Origin of the sequence: Acinetobacter brisouii (assembly GCF_008993995.1) — a bacterium.
GTDB classification, from domain to species: Bacteria; Pseudomonadota; Gammaproteobacteria; order Pseudomonadales; family Moraxellaceae; genus Acinetobacter; species Acinetobacter brisouii_A.
On sequence record NZ_BKNN01000038.1, the window covers coordinates 12,540 to 29,278 of the forward strand.

Below are 16,739 nucleotides of genomic sequence, written 5' to 3' on the forward strand. Positions count from 1 at the left end.
TCGAGGCTCTTTTTTTGTTTATATACTTTGAAAATAACAATATAGGAATATTTGAAAAATAATGAACTTTGAACAGGAATATAATCTAGCTTTACAATTTTTTCATGAAGAAGATTGGGGTACATCTCGAAAAATTTTTGAAAAATTATCAGTGATAGAGGGTTTAATAAATAGTGAAGTCTATGCCCAGATTCAATTAATTTTAGTAATGATTTATGAGAAAGAAGGAGATTTTTCTAAAGCAAAAGATATTTGTGAAAATTTCTCATTAGAAAATTCTACTTATTATTTTTATTCTCAGGAGTTACTAGCTCTACTTTATTTAGAAACCTATAGCATTAAAAAATTTATTTTTAAATTTAGTGAATTACGTCAAAACACAGCTAAGCTATCAATATTACCTCCTTATGTGTATCATTTATTTGATAACATAATTACAGCTACAAATCCTGAAGCTTTGATTAGATTGCAGTTATCTATTGCTAAGATATTAAATATTCTTTCTATTACGCAGAAACAAGATGAATTGATTGCTCACTACACTACGCCTACAGTTGCGTATCTGATGCTTGATCATAAAAATCAGAAAGAAGCATCTAAACTCAGACTTAACCCAACTGATTTTATGAATGACCCAACAGAAGGCATATTAATTGATCAGTTTTTTTCTTTTAAAGCTAAACAAAATCCTCAATTTAAACAGCACAAATCTTTTATTGGTTGTTTTACCTTACATCTTGATTCACTGAACCAATTTCGTTTATATGGTAAAGAAAATCAGCGTGAAGCATCGGGTGTGAGTTTGGTCTTAAATCGTAAGCAAATATTTGAAAATCAATCGAATTTTACATTTATTGTTCATAATTTACCCAATTTTCAGGAAGAACCAGTTGGTTTTGAAAACACTACAAATGAAGAGGAGTTAAGCAAAGATTTAAAGAGCCAGCAGAAATCTTCTGATTTGAAATTGCCTTTGTATCGCTGTATTTATTTTGATCCTGATTCGGGTTTAATTCATGTCGCACAGCGTGAAGAATGGACATTTTGTCGTGAAAAGAAGGATTATAAAAGAAGTGGTTGGGGTCAATATAAGCGTGATATGGATAAACTAAATAATTTAGTTCGAGATTTCATAATAGAGATAAAGCATTTAATACAAGTGATAAATTCTACTGACAGTTTAAATAAAGCTGAATTAATTGAAGAAATTCTATTGCCTTTACGTTATCTGATTAAGCACTATGCTTTTAAAGAAGAGCAGGAATGTCGCACCATTTATATTACCCAGTGGAATGATGAAAAAATTCAGCTAGACCCAAATCTAAAGCGTGTATATGTGGATTATCAAAGTATTTTACCTGCGATGGAAAAGATCTTTTTATCAGTTGGTGCATTACAGCATGAAAGTGCATTGCAGTATTTGGGACAGATCACAACCAAGAAATTTGCAGTAAAACGCTCACATAATCCCTTTAGAACTTAATCAACAAAAACAGGCTTTGTTTAGCGGCTTATCGAATATGCTTAGCATAAAAATTCATAAATGCTGAGCAAGATTGTTTGAGATTGTGAATTAAAACGGTTTATGATTTTAAAATCATCTTTAAAAAATCACTCAGGAAGACTCATGGCAACTGATGCACAATTTCAAGCCCCTGCGAACTTAGGTATTGCAGTTTATGCAAACAATGCAGAAGCAATTGGTAACACACCACTGGTTCGTATTAACCGTATTATTCAAGGTGGTGCAACTGTTCTGGCGAAAATCGAAAGCCGTAACCCTGCATTTTCAGTGAAATGTCGTGTAGGTGCAGCACTGGTTGCCGATGCAGAAAAACGTGGCGTACTCAAAGCAGGCATGCACATTGTTGAGCCAACTAGTGGTAACACAGGTATTGCTTTGGCATTTGTTGCAGCCGCAAAAGGTTATCCAATTACCTTAACCATGCCTGCTAGCATGAGCCTTGAGCGTCGTAAAGTACTCAAAGCACTTGGCGCAAACTTGGTACTGACTGAACCTGCAAAAGGCATGAAAGGTGCGGTTGATGAAGCTGTGCGCCTTGCTACAGAACAGCCTGAGCTTTACTTTCTGCCACAACAATTTGAAAACCCAGCGAATCCGCAAATTCACCAAGACACCACTGGCCCTGAAATTTGGCAGGCGACAGGTGGTCAGGTGGATATTTTAGTCTCTGGCGTGGGGACTGGCGGTACGATTACAGGGATTTCGCGTTACTTTGAACAAGTACAAAACAAGCCATTGTACTCAGTTGCGGTTGAACCTGCTGAATCACCAATCATCAGCCAGACTAAACGCGGTGAAAGCATTACGCCTGCACCACATAAAATTCAGGGGATTGGTGCAAACTTCATTCCTAAGAACCTAGACCTTGATTTGGTTGATGAAGTCTTGCCAATTGCTAGTGAAGAAGCGTTGGAATGGGCACGTAAAACTGCCACTCAAGAAGGGATTTTAGTCGGTATTTCATGTGGTGCAGCGTTGGCAGCTGCTGCTAAACTGGCTGAACGCCCTGAAAATGCAGGTAAAACCATTGTGGTGATTTTACCAGACAGCGGTGAGCGTTATTTATCTTCCGTATTGTTTGAAGGCTTGTTCACTGACGAATAAGTACAGAACAGAGATGAAAAAGACAAGGTAAATGCCTTGTCTTTTTATTATGCGCATTTAGTTTTGCTGTGCGCTGCGGCGACGTTCAGCCAAGCGTTGTAACCAGACCTGTTTGGTTTGTGGTTTGATAAATAGCCCCACAATTTCAGGGTGTAAATGTTTGACCCGTGTTTCTAAACGATTGACACAGGCTTCGATTTCATCGGAAGTCAGATTGTCTTTAAACTCTAAACTGAGAGAGGCAATCACCTGATGTGCACCCATTTGCTGAGTTAAAACTCCATTAGCATACAGTACGGCATGATCTTGCTGAACAAGCTCTAAAATGTGCTTAGGCAGCGCAGGATCGGCAGATTCACCCATCAGTAGACCTTTAGTTTCACGTGCCATCAAGAAGGCGACAATCGCCAAAATACAGCCAATTAAAATAGAGGCAATGCCATCGAGTGTTGGCGCATGATAATAGTGCGATAAAAACACACCTAAAAAGGCGATGACCAAGCCAACCAGTGCAGCACTATCTTCAAATAAAACGGTGAATGTGGTCGGGTCTTTGCTTTTACGGAATGCTTCAAAGTAGCCCATATTGCCTTTGTATTTGCGAAAACCTTTTAAAGCCGTTAACCATGAAAAACCTTCACAAAGAAAAGCCACCACCAAAATGACATAGTTGATGAATGGCGAACTGATTGGCTCAGGTTCAAAAATATGATGAACGCCCTGATAAATCGACACCACAGCACCCAAGGCAAACACCAGTAATGCCACGATAAATGACCAAAAATACAGTTCACGACCATAGCCAAAAGGATGTTCTTCATCGGGTGGTTGTTGGGATTTTTTTAAACCGTAGAGCAGCAAAATTTCATTGAGCGTATCCACGACAGAATGCACCGCTTCGCTGAGCATCGCGGCGCTAGAGGTGACAAAAGCTCCAATAAATTTGGCAACTGCAATAATTAGGTTGCCCAAAAGTGCAATATAAATTACACGATGGTGATGTTGGGCTTTTTTCATGAATCATTCTCAAAGTGACATACTACGAGTGGTATGTGAGTATTTTAGGCTTGTTAAAATTATAAACATAAAAAAGCCTTGCTGAGTGTTTCAACAAGGCTTTGAGTTTAATCAATGTGATTCAGTTCTTATTTGTGTTTTTCTGAAACCAAAAACTTATGTGCAACAGCCAGCAATGCCAGCCATGCTGCACCGACATACAGCGCAGGGCGTGAGTCAGGGAAGTAGCCAATCATCGCAATCACAAAAATCATAAAAGCTGTTGCCAGAATTGGGGCAATCGGCCAACCGATGATTGGAAAATCCAGTTTTTTGATTTCTTCAACACTGAGTTTTTTACGCATACCCATTTGTGCCAGTAAGATCATGAGCCAGACATACACCGTTGCAAAGGTGGCGATAGAGGCAATGATTTCAAAGACATTTTCTGGAATGAGATAATTCAGAACCACACCCACTAAAAGCACAAGTGTCATGACCACAACAGGCATCAATGGTGCGCCATTTTTAGAGGTTTTGCAGAAAATTTTGGGTGCATGACCTTTAAGTGCCATACCGTACATCATACGACCTGCACCGAAAACATCGCTGTTAATGGCTGAGACAGCTGCAGTAATCACCACGACATTGAGAATCGCTGCCGCAGATTTAATGCCTAAACCTTCGAAAATCTGCACAAATGGACTACCTGATGTTCCAATTTGATTCCATGGGAAAATTGACATCAACACAAAAATCGTCAGGACATAGAACAGAATAATACGAATAGGTACGGCATTAATCGCACGTGGAATTGCAGTTTTCGGGTCTTGGGTTTCACCTGCCGTGACACCAATGATTTCAATACCGCCAAAAGCAAATACCACAACTGAGAAACAGGCAATAAATCCAGCGATACCATTGGGCATAAAGCCACCATGTTGCCATAGGTTGGCAATCCCTGGAGTGAAGTCGCTATTTGGAATATGCATGCCATACAGCATGATGCCAAAACCACCTAAAATCATAGCAATAATCGCGGTGACTTTGACAATTGACAGCCAAAATTCGACTTCACCATAGACTTTGACATGAATCAGGTTAATTGCACCAAGGAATAAAATGACTGAGAGTACCCAAATCCAGCGCGGGACATCGGGGAACCAGAAACCCATATAAATACCAAATGCCGTGACATCGGCAATCGCGACAATCACCATTTCAAAGACATAAGTCCAACCTGTAGTAAAACCTGCTAGTGGACTGAGATATTCGGAAGCATAACGACTGAATGAGTCAGAAACAGGATTATGAACCGCCATTTCTCCTAATGCGCGCATCACGATATAAATCGCAACTCCTGCAAGCATATAGGCAAGTAAGACCGATGGGCCAGCTTGCTTGATTGCAGATGCTGAACCATAAAATAACCCTGTACCGATTGCTGAACCGAGTGCAAGGAAACGGATATGACGTGTGCTAAGCCCACGCTGTAAAGTAGATGTCTCTGACATTGTTCACTCCAATTCGTGCGCGCATATTGTATAGAAGCTTCACTATGAGTTCACACAATATTTCCCTATTTAGTACTTTCTGCTGCAAATCGGTTCATTTTTTGCGCTTTATAAGTGCAAAACACTGGGGTTACAAAAAATAGCAACAAATGCTTTTGGTGTAACAAAATGTGATGTTTTTTTGTAGAAAAAAGCTTAGTCTGATAGTCGATGTTTAAATAATTCATTATGGAGAAGAATGATGAAAAAATTAGTCAGTGCCTGCCTTATGACCGTTTTATCAGGCATGATGTTGGGGGGATGTCAAGACATGTCTCCTTCAAATCAGCGTATTGGGGCGGCTGCTTTAGGTGGAGCAATTGGTGGTGGTGCAGGTAATCATGTCGGTGGTGGTCTAGGTGCAGGGGTTGGTGCAGCAGCAGGTGCAGGTGTAGGAAGTCATACAAAAAATGGCAGCTCACGCACAACAACCAGTAGTGCAATTGGTGCAGGCGTTGGTGCGGTGATTGGTAAAAGTGTGTTAGGTGGTGATGCGGGCGCTGCGATTGGTGGTGCAATTGGTGGTGGTGCAGGCGCTGCGATACAAGAGAACAAATAAACGTTTTCCGTGTTGATTCAAAGGGCTATACTTCGGATAGCCCTTTATTTTTTTGATCAGTGATCATGTGATAAACGCTCATTAGAACAATAGATAACTTCTTGTTTTTTCAACTCAACACCAGCTTGGTGAATATCTATTTAGCGATTTAAGTCAATCCATACCTGCCAAATTGAAACCGTTGTTTTGTGTGATGCAAATGTCTTGGAGCAGATCTGGTTGCAGGTTGAATCTTGTATGAGAGATGCTTATTTTTGAAAAACTCAAAATAGTCTCAGCATAATAATCACAAATATGATTTAAAATAAACTTGTTTCATAATCTGTTTTATTTATCATAATTAATTACAAGTTAATTATTTTAAATCAGATTAAAATGGTTGGAATAATAATATTATAATCAGATTAAAAAGGTCGGATTAATGGTTTTTAAATCAGATTAAAATAGTTTGATATAATAAATTTTTATTTAAAAAATCCAACTAAATCAATATGATTTAAAAATAAATTTTAATTAAAACAATATATTGTAAATAATCTTCTGGTTGTTGTTAAAAAATGTATTGCAATCATTTAAATCAACTTTTAATATCTAGTTAATCTAAAAAAGGGGTATTAAAAATGTTGAAACAAGCATTAGTCCTAGCATTATTAGCGGCATCTTCTGCAACATTTGCAGGTAACTGGCAAGTTAAAGTAGGTGGTAGTGTTGTTGCTCCATCTGAAGACCATAATTCAGTAGGTGGGTTAGATAATGTTAAAGCTGATAATGCGTATAGCTTTACACCATCTGTAGAATATTTCTTTGGCGATAGCAATATTTCAACTGAACTATTGCTTGCTACACCTTTAAAACATGATGTGACTACAAATGGCACTAAAATTGCCTCTTTTAAACAATTACCACCAACTTTGACTGTTAAATATAACTTTAAAAATTCAACAGGCTTTACCCCATACGTTGGTGTAGGTGCTACAGCAGTGATCGTCTGGGGTGAAAAAACAACTGGCCCAATCGCTGGTAATAAGCTTAAAGCAGACAATGCTTATGGTGTTGCAGGTCAAGTCGGTTTTAATTTTAAACCTGCTGATGCAAAAAACTGGGGTGTATTCGCCGATGTTCGTTATGCCGATATCAGCTCTGACCTAAAACTTAATGGTACAAAAATTGGCACGTTAGATGTTAATCCATGGGTTTACACAATTGGTTATAGCTACCGTTTCTAAGTCTCTTTGCAACAGAGTTAGAACTAAAACCTCATTCGTTTGAATGGGGTTTTTTATTACATATAAAAATAGATAAAATCATTATCTGTATTGAGTCATTTGCAGCTTAGAATAACCATACCCCATTTATAATATTGGAGTTTAGCAGATCATGTGGAAAAGTATTTTGATCAGTGGAATGATTGTCTTAGTGGTAGGTTCATCTGCTCAAGCTGCGAGTTTTGCATGTGAGAAGGCTCATTTAACCGCAGAAAAAACCATTTGTCAGGTACGTGCACTGAATGATGCCGATGTCAAAATGGCAACAACATACTCAATTGTGTTACATGCGCTACCGATGGGTGGTCGTGATCAACAAAAAGTAACGCAGTGGCAATGGCTCAAATCACGCAATCAATGTGGAGCAAACACAGCGTGTTTAAGCAAAGCCTATCAACAGCGTCAGCAGCAGCTTGATGGGATTATTCAAAACCGAATTTTGGTCAATGGACCTTTTTAACAGAAAAAATCTTCAATTTAAGGATTGAAAAATTTCAGAACCCCTCCATTCATAAAGCATTCTAAAAAATACTCGATGTATCTGTTAAGGAGTGATTCATGAGCGAACAAAAAGCTTCACAAAATTATAGTTTCCAAGCAGAGGTTGCCCAACTTTTGCATCTCGTGACGCATTCACTATATTCCAATCCTGAAATTTTCTTACGTGAACTTATCTCTAATGCATCAGATGCATGTGATAAATTGCGTTTCGAAGGAATTAATCATCCTGAATATTATGAAAATGACCCTAATTTACATGTACGAATCAGCTTAAATAAAGAAGATAAAACTTTAACGATTTCTGATAACGGTATTGGTTTAAGCCAACAAGAAGCTATTGATAACTTGGGTACCATTGCAAAATCAGGTACTAAAGATTTCATGTCAAAATTGACGGGTGACCAGAAAGCGGATGCTCAGTTAATTGGTCAGTTTGGTGTTGGTTTCTACTCAGGTTTTATTGTTGCTGATAAAATTACAGTTGAATCACGTCGCGCAGGTCTAGATGCTTCTGAAGGGGTGCGTTGGATCAGTGGCGGTACAGGTGAGTTTGAAGTTCAGCAAATTGATAAAGCTTCACGCGGTACTGACATTATTCTTCACTTACGTGATGATGCGCTTGATTATTTAGAGTCTTATAAAGTTAAGCAAATCGTTAATAAATATTCTGATCACATTAGCTTGCCAATTGAAATGCAAAAAGAAGTTTGGCAAGAAGAAGAGGTTGCTGAAGGTGAGGAGCCTAAAGGCGGCCAAATGGTCAAAACAGATGAGTGGGAAGCAATTAACTCGGCAAGTGCACTATGGACACGTAACAAGAGTGAAGTGACTGAAGAGCAATATGTTGAGTTCTATAAAAACTTAACCCATGACTTTGAAGCACCATTGGCTTGGGCGCATAACCGTGTTGAAGGTAATACTGAATATACCCAGTTACTTTATATTCCAAGTAAAGCACCTCATGACATTTTTACACGTGAAGCAAAAGCAGGAATTAAGCTGTATGTAAAACGCGTATTTATTATGGATGATGCGGACAATCTAATTCCAAACTATTTACGCTTTGTACAAGGTGTCGTGGACAGCGCTGATTTACCGCTTAATGTCAGCCGTGAGTTGTTGCAAGAAAGCCGTGATGTTAAGACAATCCGTGAAGGTAACGCACGCCGTGTACTCACTTTGCTTGATGGCTTAGCTAAATCTGAAGATGAGAAAGACCAAGAAAAATTTAAAACGTTCTACACTGAGTTTGGCTCAGTTCTTAAAGAAGGTTTGGGTGAGGACTTCGGTAACCGCGAACGTATTTTAAAATTATTACGTTATGCAACTTCCACAAATGATGAAGTGACAACTTCTTTTGCGGACTATAAGGCACGCATGAAAGAAGGGCAAAAAGCTATCTATTATGTGACTGCTGAAAGTTTAGCTGCTGCTAAGAACTCTCCACAGTTGGAGTTGTTTAAGAAAAAAGGCATTGAAGTATTATTAATGGCAGAGCGTGTTGACGAGTGGGCAATGAACTTTGTTCACGAGTTTGACGGTACACCAATGCAAAGCGTGTCTAAAGGCGCAGTAGACTTGGGCGACTTGCAAGATGCTGAAGAGAAAAAGGCATTGGAAAAAGCCGCTGAAGACTTTAAACCTGTGGTTGAAAAACTCTCTGCTTCATTGAAAGACAAAACCAAAGAAGTGCGCGTAACGACACGTTTGGTGGATTCACCTGCATGCTTGGTGACTAGCGAAGGTGAGTTATCTCCGCAGTTGCTTCGCATGTTGAAACAGGCAGGTCAGGCTGTTCCTGAAAGCAAGCCGATTCTTGAAATTAACCCTGAACACCCATTGGTAAAAAAACTCGATAGCTCCGAGCAGTTCGATGAGTTAGCCAATGTGATCTTTGATCAGGCAGTGATTGCAGAAGGTGGTTTACCTGAAGATCCTGCGGCATACGTGAAACGCATTAACAGCTTGTTGTTGAAATAATCGCTTGCTGCATCAAAAAGCCTCTGTAGATCAGGGGCTTTTTGTTTTGTTCGTTAAATTCATACAGGATCGATATGGGTGATCACATCAATCACCCGATGCTTTTGCATAATCTGATTGCGGACATTGACTGCAATATCATGTCCCTCTCGGACACTGAGCGAACCATCGACCTCAATATGTGCATCAACAATAATCATGTCACCCATTTTGCGGCTACGGATATTATGTACACCGCTAACACCTGCTGTACTGAGAAAGGTTTGGCGAATGGCTTGGACTTCGCTGTCATCGGCTGCACGATCCATTAAGTCACTGAGTGCTTCCCATGCAAATTCACCGCCCATTTTCAGAATCATACAGCCAACCATTAACGCAGCAATCGGGTCTAAAATCGGGTAGCCCATCAAATTTCCAATAATCCCGATCATGACCACTAAAGATGATGCAGCATCGGAACGGGCGTGCCATGCGTTGGCAACCAGCATGCTCGATTTCACCTGCTTGGCGATGCGAAGCATGTAACGAAACAGCAGCTCTTTGGCGATCAGTGCGGTTGCTGCCACATAAATTGCAATGCTATGGACTTGAGGAATGTCCTCATGATGCATGATTTTATGAATAGCAGAGATCGACATGCCGACTCCCACACCCAGTAATATAAAGCCCAACATTAAAGAGGCAGCATTTTCAAAGCGATAATGCCCAAAAGGATGATCATCATCGGGATCTTGATGACTGAAATGGTTGGCAATCAGGACAATAAAATCTGCAATCAGATCGCTGAGGGAATGAATCCCGTCTGCAACTAGACCTTGTGATTTGGAAAACAGACCGATGACAATCTGTAAAATCGACAAACACAGATTAATGACCACACTCACCCATGTACTTTTACTCGCAGCTTGAGCGCGTTGTTCAGGATGAATGAAGTCATCATCATGCGTATCATCAAAGTGAGGTAAAAGCATAAAGTTCAATTATCAGCGAGGAGCAATCTGCGTAGTTTACGTGATTTCTTAAAATAAAGACTTATATTTTTGTAAAAAATTCTTTTAAATCATTGAGTTAATTTAAAATAATAGTCTTGAGAATATTGAAAATAGTTTCAGTTTGGAAATGAATCTTATCTCCCAATCCTTGATCGCTAAAAGTTAGCTTCAAATTGCAGTGAAGTTGTAAAGATATGCCGACCATCATCGCTGGTTAAGTCTTTGTAATAAGACACTTCATTTTCAATATAAATCCATTTTCGCCAAAGTGGGCGACGCCAAGAAAGATAAGGCCCCCAACTTTGCACTTCAAGATCGCGTTTGGTTTTGTCATAAATCCCATTGGAATAGATGCCATAGGTTAAGCGGCGGTCATTGGGGAGCTGTTGCTGACGAAATAAGTGATTGTCCCATGTGTAGGTTTCATCGTAAGTTTTAATCACCGAAAACTGAGTCGAAGCAAGCGCAGTTTTGGATTCTTGCTGAGTCAGTTTGAAATGAGTTTCAGAATAGTTGCGACTTTCAGCACCATAGCGAAACGTTTGTGTGGCATTAAAACTAAATTTTGGGCTGAGTTTCCAGTTTTTCTCGGCACTGAGTTCAACATAAACGTCCGAGTCTGAGTTTGAACCGAGATTCATATCATTTTGAAAAGGTAACATTTTAGACAAGTCAGACAAGACATGCTTGACCCAATGGCTGTCTGTACTGACCTTTTTATGTGAGGCTGTTTTATTGTGATTGATGCCAAAAACACGCGGTTTACGATGGCTCTGTTCAGATTTAAGCGCTTTTTCTGCTAAAGAATCTTGCGTAAATGGAGCCATTAATTCTTGAATAAGCTGAGGTGATTCTGGGTTAAATTCTGGTGCATCAGGGTTTGTGGATGCAGGTTGCCAGAGGTGCTTTGTGTGCGAATGCCGTAAGTGACAACGTTGATCACTTGCCAAGTTAAAAAAACTTTGCAATGACTGTCGTTGAACAGATGCATTTGCACAGTTTGCACTAGAAATTAGCACAGCCATCAAGATAAATTTAGGAAATTGACAATGAATCATGAGCATAAAAGCATCAAAAACATCTGTTTATGATGCCAGTTTAATATTGCTATTTTAATCGTGGCTTAAAAGTTTAGCGTTCTGAAAGTAGTTTTTGGGTTTGGGCATATAAGGTTTCTGCGCGGATCGGTTGTGGTAGTGTTTCCACAATTTCACGGAACAGCTGCCATGTGACACCATCATTGCGTGAAAATAAAATACATGGATAGCCTAATTCATCAGGAGATAGCTGTAAGCGTTTTTCACCATGTACCACCCGATATTTTTGTCGTTCTTTAATCAATAACAATGGCGTTGTCGAGCTGGCTTCATCTTCTTCAAAAGGAATAAAGCGCTGCGGTAAAATCATGGATGCAGGAATAAAGGGGTAGGTGTGTTTTTGCTGCCAAAGATTTTTGGCTTGAATATATTCAGCAAATAACAGATCAATATTGTCATAACTGGCTTGAAATTGCCCCCAACTCAGGCTTTTGACACTGGCAAGAATGGTATCGGTTTGTAGGCAATATTGCTGTGCCAGTTGTGCCGAAGTCTGCAGATCACGAATCCCTAAAATCGCGATATAACCCAAGAACTGACCATGGGTATTCATGCGTTCTACAATCACGGTTGGGGTTTGGTGCATCTCATCAATACTTTGTGACAAGCTAAAACAGGTCAGGTAGCGGGAAATGTTACTTTGATGATGAAATACAATTTCAAAACAAAGCTGGTTAAAGCCTTCGATACGAATCGGCAGAACCTGATGAATCTTGAGCTGATTTTTCACAGGTTCTTCATTGGCTTCAATCTGTTCCTGTATGACCTGATTGGCTTGAGCCGTTTCTGCTGCTGTCAGATCAGTGCATGCAGGTGGTGAAATTCCTAGGCGTTGATTAAATTCATCATCGGTTAACAAACATTGTAAAAGATTTTGTTGTTGTAACATCCACTGATAGGTTTCATTGAGATGCCCGCGCCAACTACTATGAATTGCTCCACGCCGTGCTTGAGGAATCAACCAAATTTGCCATAAGCGTTGTTCTTGATCATATAAAATTGCCCAACCCATATTGGGATTTTGATTGAGCGCTTGCAATAACAAAGAGCGATCTTGAAATAATCCCCGATAGCTGTTTTTAAATTTAGACAGCTTCAGCAGCTCATGACTTAAATGAATATAAATTTCAGGTGAGCTAATGCCTTTGGGGGCTTGAATCGTAATCGGTTTTTCACAGATTTGGAAAATTTCTTTTAAATGATGAATGGCTTGAGCACGCTGAATCATGGGTGCCCGATCATTATCAATAATCAGAATAGTCTGCTGAATATCCTTGATGAGTAACGCTTTTTCTAATAAATTCATCGTTTCAGCCACATCACTTGCTAATATAATTTTTAGCTTTGTTCAGATATTGAGTTAAGAGTTGATTGAGTGCCAACTCCAAAATACGGTATTCCTCAGTGTCAGGATGAGTATGCTCATTGGCAAGTTCGATTAACTCATCCAAATTGAGTTGATCATAGCGAATTTTTTCTTGTAGGAATTCTTGTAACCGTTGCATAGCAGTCCAACGAAAAGCACAGATAATTTTAATTATAAACAAGTTCTTTGGGTTTAAAAGGCATGTTGTAGAAAAACATTCCTCTATATTTAAATATTTGATAATTAAGTGATATGTTTAATATATAAAAAAATAATGTGACGTTTTTCTTATTTTGAAAAAGCGCAGAATTACTGCGCTGAAGAAGGGGGAATATTACACTGTTGATCATCACACTGTGCTGCATGAGTATCTGCCTGAATTTTCTCAGCTTGTTGCAATGCTTGTAAAAAAACTTCACGGGGCTGTGCGCCAGATAGCGCATACTTTTGTTCAAAAACAAAAAATGGAACGCCTGTCACATTGAGCTGTTCATGAGCAATTTTCTCGTCATGGCGAACAAATTCGGCAAATTCATCTGAATCGAGCACATACTCAACTTCAGCATGATCTAAACCAATTCGAGAGGCAATTTCTTCAATCACTTCACGTTCGCCAATCGCAAGACCTTCGGTCATATAAGCATGAAAGAACGCTTCTTTGGCTTGATTACCTAAACCTTTACTTTGCGCCAAGTGGATAATACGGTGAGCGTTGAAACTGTTACCTGAATTGGCTTTTTCCCATTGAAAGTCAATTCCTTCACTGGCAGCCAGTGTCGCAACATTTCGCTCCATGTCCTGCATTTCGGCAAAACTACGACCGTATTTTTGTGCCAGACGCTCGGTATTGCTCACAGTATGTTTCACGGGTGCATTTGGGTCGAGTTCAAAGCTGTGCCAGTGAATCTCAAGTTCAATACCCGCTTGTTCTGCTACATGTTCAAGGCGTTTCTTACCAATATAACAAAACGGGCAGACCACATCTGACCAAATATCTACGCGCATTTTCATCATCTCTTTGCTTTCGATTGAGCATAGTAAGCCTTGTAGTTGGCAATGAAAAGCGACTGACTGCAACACAGATTGTTAAATCTGCAACGTGGAGTAGGTTGATACCTGTTGATGCAAGCCGACTAGAGAATAAAATAGTACACAGAAATCATGTTCTTAGAGAGAAAATAGGCATGTTCTAGTACCATGATCAGTTGAAAAATGCTTTTATCAATGCGGGCGCTTCTCTACAATGAGCAGCGAATCACTTGGCATGAAAAATTATCATCCTGAAAAATATGCAATAAAAACAAGCTGGAGAACAATATGTTGACGCGTGCAATGGCAGAAATGCTGTCGATCATGACACGCTATAGTGCGCGACTCCTGACAGGTGCGCGCAGCATTTGGCGGGGCTGTCAGCCTGAACTGAAACAGCGCATTTATTTTGCCAATCATAATAGCCATATTGACTTTATTTTGCTGTGGTCATCTCTGCCACGTCGTGTACGTCATCAAACCCATCCGATTGCCGCCTCAGATTACTGGCTGAAAAACCGTTTTCGGCGTTTTATTATTCAGGATACCTTTTCAGGCATTGTCATTCAGCGGCATCGGCAGCATGCGGAGGATGACCCTTTGCAACCTGTGAAAGCTATTTTAGCGCAAGGGGATTCCATCATCTTCTTTCCCGAAGGGACACGTAACCTGAATGATGATTGTGAGCTGCTTGAGTTTAAAAGCGGTTTATATCATTTGCAGCAACAGTTTCCACAGGTGGAAATTGTGCCTGTGTGGATTTCTAACTTAAAGCGGGTGATGCCCAAAGGTGCGATTATTCCCTTACCGTTATTGTCTACGGTGATTTTTGGTGAACCTTTGCAGCATACCCAAGCGATGCCCAAAGATGAGTTTCTAGCCTACGCACAGCAGCAGTTATTAAAATTAAAAGAGTTTGAATATCAATGAATTTAGAACAGTTCCATACCACCAATGCACTGTTCGCAACACTGGCAGTGATTTTGCTAATTGCATCGCTGATCGGTGGCTATCTGAAATATCGGATTCAGTTTGCCCCGCATGCGGTGATCGACAACCTGAATATGCGCATCAATGCATGGTGGGTGATGTTGTTGGTGCTCGGTATTGCGATTTACTTGGGGCAAGTCAGTGTGATTGTGCTGTTTGCCCTGATTTCATTTTTTGCCTTGCGTGAATTTATCAGCTTATTGCCCACGCGGCGTGGGGATTATCTGCCTTTGTTGATCGCGTTTTATATTGTGATTCCGTATCAGTATTACTTGGTGTATATCGACTGGTACGGCTTATTTACCATTTTTATTCCACTGTATTTATTTCTACTGATTCCGATAGCCACCTTAAAACATGAAGATACCACGCGCTTTTTGGAGCGCAGCGCCAAGATTCATTGGGGCTTGATGGTGTCGGTGTTCTGTATTTCGCATGTGCCTGCTTTGCTGAATTTACATGTGGCGCATTTTGGGAAACCGAATGTTTGGCTAGTGATTTGGTTGGTACTGGTGGTGCAAATTTCGGATGTGTTGCAATACATCTGTGGCAAGTTGTTTGGTCGACACAAAGTTGCGCCTGTGTTGTCGCCATCGAAAACTGTAGAAGGGCTGTTGGGCGGTATGTTTTTAGCGGTGTTGGTGGGGGTTGCTATGTCGTGGCTCACGCCGTTTAACACATGGCAAGCTGCGCTGATTGCCTTTATTTTATGTGTGTTTGGCTTCTTTGGTGGCTTGGTGATGTCTGCGATTAAACGTGATCGTGGGGTGAAAGATTGGGGGCAACTGATTCATGGGCATGGGGGTATGCTAGATCGGATTGATTCGATTTGTTTTTCTGCCCCGATTTTCTTTCATATTTTGCGGTTTTGGTGGAGTGGATAAAAATTGAATTATCCACAGATTGATGATTTTAATTTGAGAAGAATGCAATGAATAATAACAATGGTCTGAGTTTGATTGAAGCTGAATTACACCATATTCCAGAGATTGTTGAATTGGTGAATTTATCTTACCGCTCCAAAGAACCACGTGGTTGGACATCAGAAGCTGAAGTGGTCAGTGGAGATCGAATTTCTACTGAACAGCTTCAGGATTTATTTGTTGCAGATTCCAAGATTTTATTGATGTTTGATGCTGCGGAGTTAGTTGCCTGTGTACATGTTCAGAAACAGCAAGATCATGCTTATATTGGCATGTTGACCACACACCCACAGCGACAAAATCAGGGCTTGGGTAAACAGGTGTTACAGCTTGCAGAAGATTTTGCTCAAGCCAACTTTGCAGTTACAGGCTTTGAAATGTCGGTGTTGTCTTGCCGAACTGAGCTGATTGAATTTTATTTGCGCCGTGGTTATGTACTGACGGGCGAAACGGAGGATTATCCAATCGATGCCAATGTCGGACAGCCTTTAGTTGAGGATATTCGGGTGTTGCATTTGGTGAAATAGATATAAATTTAGCTAAAAGGGCTGTTAAAATATTAAACAGTTTGAATATAAGATTTGATCATCTATTTAAAATATGAAAAATCATTTTAATCATTATATAAAATATTCAGTCAAGAATTTGGATGAAGAGAAGGACTATGAATAAAGCTAAATTTAATTATGTATTTTTTATTTTCTTGATTCTTTTGTTTATTACAGCAAATATTAGACCTCTTGCGAAAGTAAAAAATTGTTTATACTAGTCCCATGAAATATGAAAATTTAACTAGATTTAATGATGGGGAATTTAAACGACTTGTTGGAATTCCTCGTCCATTATTCTTAAAAATGGT

Annotated in this window: 16 protein-coding genes and 1 pseudogene; 10 read left to right on the forward strand and 7 right to left on the reverse strand. The window is 39.7% G+C overall.

What is annotated here, in order from left to right:
- The first annotated feature begins 61 nt into the window (after positions 1–61).
- Both GBN19_RS10110 and cysK read left to right on the forward strand, forming a co-directional pair.
- Positions 62–1,483: a DUF2971 domain-containing protein gene (locus GBN19_RS10110; protein ID WP_151778048.1), complete on the forward strand. Its 1,422-nt coding sequence runs from the start codon at positions 62–64 to the stop codon at positions 1,481–1,483.
- Positions 1,484–1,627: 144 nt separating this feature from the next.
- On the forward strand, positions 1,628–2,629 hold the full coding sequence (gene cysK / locus GBN19_RS10115) for a cysteine synthase A (protein WP_151778049.1): 1,002 nt from the start codon (positions 1,628–1,630) through the stop codon (positions 2,627–2,629).
- A gap of 57 nt (positions 2,630–2,686) precedes the next feature.
- Here the strand turns inward: cysK and GBN19_RS10120 are convergent, their stop codons facing one another.
- A complete protein-coding gene (locus tag GBN19_RS10120) occupies positions 2,687–3,646 on the reverse strand; it encodes a cation diffusion facilitator family transporter (RefSeq protein ID WP_151710599.1) in 960 nt (319 codons plus the stop codon).
- A 128-nt stretch (positions 3,647–3,774) separates the two neighbouring features.
- Positions 3,775–5,139, reverse strand: coding sequence for an amino acid permease (locus tag GBN19_RS10125; RefSeq protein WP_151778050.1), 1,365 nt, complete (start codon positions 5,137–5,139; stop codon positions 3,775–3,777).
- Between the two features lie 241 nt (positions 5,140–5,380).
- On the opposite strand from GBN19_RS10125, the gene GBN19_RS10130 reads away from it, so the two are divergent.
- The 4 genes from GBN19_RS10130 to htpG all read left to right on the forward strand — a co-directional run bounded on the left by GBN19_RS10130 (position 5,381) and on the right by htpG (position 9,483).
- Positions 5,381–5,737, forward strand: coding sequence for a YMGG-like glycine zipper-containing protein (locus GBN19_RS10130; RefSeq protein ID WP_151710597.1), 357 nt, complete (start codon positions 5,381–5,383; stop codon positions 5,735–5,737).
- Positions 5,738–6,357: 620 nt separating this feature from the next.
- Complete coding sequence (locus GBN19_RS10135; protein WP_151778051.1) at positions 6,358–6,963, forward strand: OmpW/AlkL family protein; 606 nt, start codon at positions 6,358–6,360, stop codon at positions 6,961–6,963.
- A 151-nt stretch (positions 6,964–7,114) separates the two neighbouring features.
- Positions 7,115–7,462, forward strand: coding sequence for a lysozyme inhibitor LprI family protein (locus GBN19_RS10140; RefSeq protein WP_171494469.1), 348 nt, complete (start codon positions 7,115–7,117; stop codon positions 7,460–7,462).
- Between the two features lie 98 nt (positions 7,463–7,560).
- A complete protein-coding gene (gene htpG, locus GBN19_RS10145; protein ID WP_151778052.1) occupies positions 7,561–9,483 on the forward strand; it encodes a molecular chaperone HtpG in 1,923 nt (640 codons plus the stop codon).
- Positions 9,484–9,542: 59 nt separating this feature from the next.
- Here the strand turns inward: htpG and GBN19_RS10150 are convergent, their stop codons facing one another.
- From GBN19_RS10150 to GBN19_RS10170, 5 genes are all read right to left on the reverse strand, one after another.
- A complete protein-coding gene (locus GBN19_RS10150; RefSeq protein ID WP_151778053.1) occupies positions 9,543–10,454 on the reverse strand; it encodes a cation diffusion facilitator family transporter in 912 nt (303 codons plus the stop codon).
- A gap of 176 nt (positions 10,455–10,630) precedes the next feature.
- Positions 10,631–11,533 (reverse strand): hypothetical protein, encoded by a 903-nt coding sequence (locus GBN19_RS10155; protein ID WP_228271250.1) that lies wholly within the window; start codon positions 11,531–11,533, stop codon positions 10,631–10,633.
- A 73-nt stretch (positions 11,534–11,606) separates the two neighbouring features.
- A complete protein-coding gene (locus tag GBN19_RS10160) occupies positions 11,607–12,878 on the reverse strand; it encodes a hypothetical protein (RefSeq protein ID WP_151778054.1) in 1,272 nt (423 codons plus the stop codon).
- A 13-nt stretch (positions 12,879–12,891) separates the two neighbouring features.
- Entirely contained in the window at positions 12,892–13,077 is a 186-nt protein-coding gene (locus GBN19_RS10165; RefSeq protein WP_151710880.1) for a hypothetical protein, read from the reverse strand.
- A 170-nt stretch (positions 13,078–13,247) separates the two neighbouring features.
- Complete coding sequence (locus GBN19_RS10170) at positions 13,248–13,943, reverse strand: DsbA family oxidoreductase (protein WP_151778055.1); 696 nt, start codon at positions 13,941–13,943, stop codon at positions 13,248–13,250.
- Between the two features lie 312 nt (positions 13,944–14,255).
- On the opposite strand from GBN19_RS10170, the gene GBN19_RS10175 reads away from it, so the two are divergent.
- The 4 genes and pseudogenes from GBN19_RS10175 to GBN19_RS15945 all read left to right on the forward strand — a co-directional run.
- Entirely contained in the window at positions 14,256–14,897 is a 642-nt protein-coding gene (locus GBN19_RS10175; RefSeq protein WP_151710878.1) for a lysophospholipid acyltransferase family protein, read from the forward strand.
- Positions 14,894–15,841 carry a phosphatidate cytidylyltransferase gene (locus GBN19_RS10180; RefSeq protein WP_151778056.1) on the forward strand — a complete coding sequence of 316 codons (948 nt, stop codon included), beginning with the start codon at positions 14,894–14,896 and terminating at the stop codon, positions 15,839–15,841. Before GBN19_RS10175 ends, GBN19_RS10180 begins: the two co-directional genes overlap by 4 nt.
- Positions 15,842–15,888: 47 nt before the next feature.
- Entirely contained in the window at positions 15,889–16,407 is a 519-nt protein-coding gene (locus GBN19_RS10185) for a GNAT family N-acetyltransferase (RefSeq protein WP_151778057.1), read from the forward strand.
- 246 nt (positions 16,408–16,653) lie between these two features.
- Positions 16,654–16,739 (forward strand): annotated as a pseudogene (locus GBN19_RS15945) (IS5/IS1182 family transposase); the annotation flags it as partial.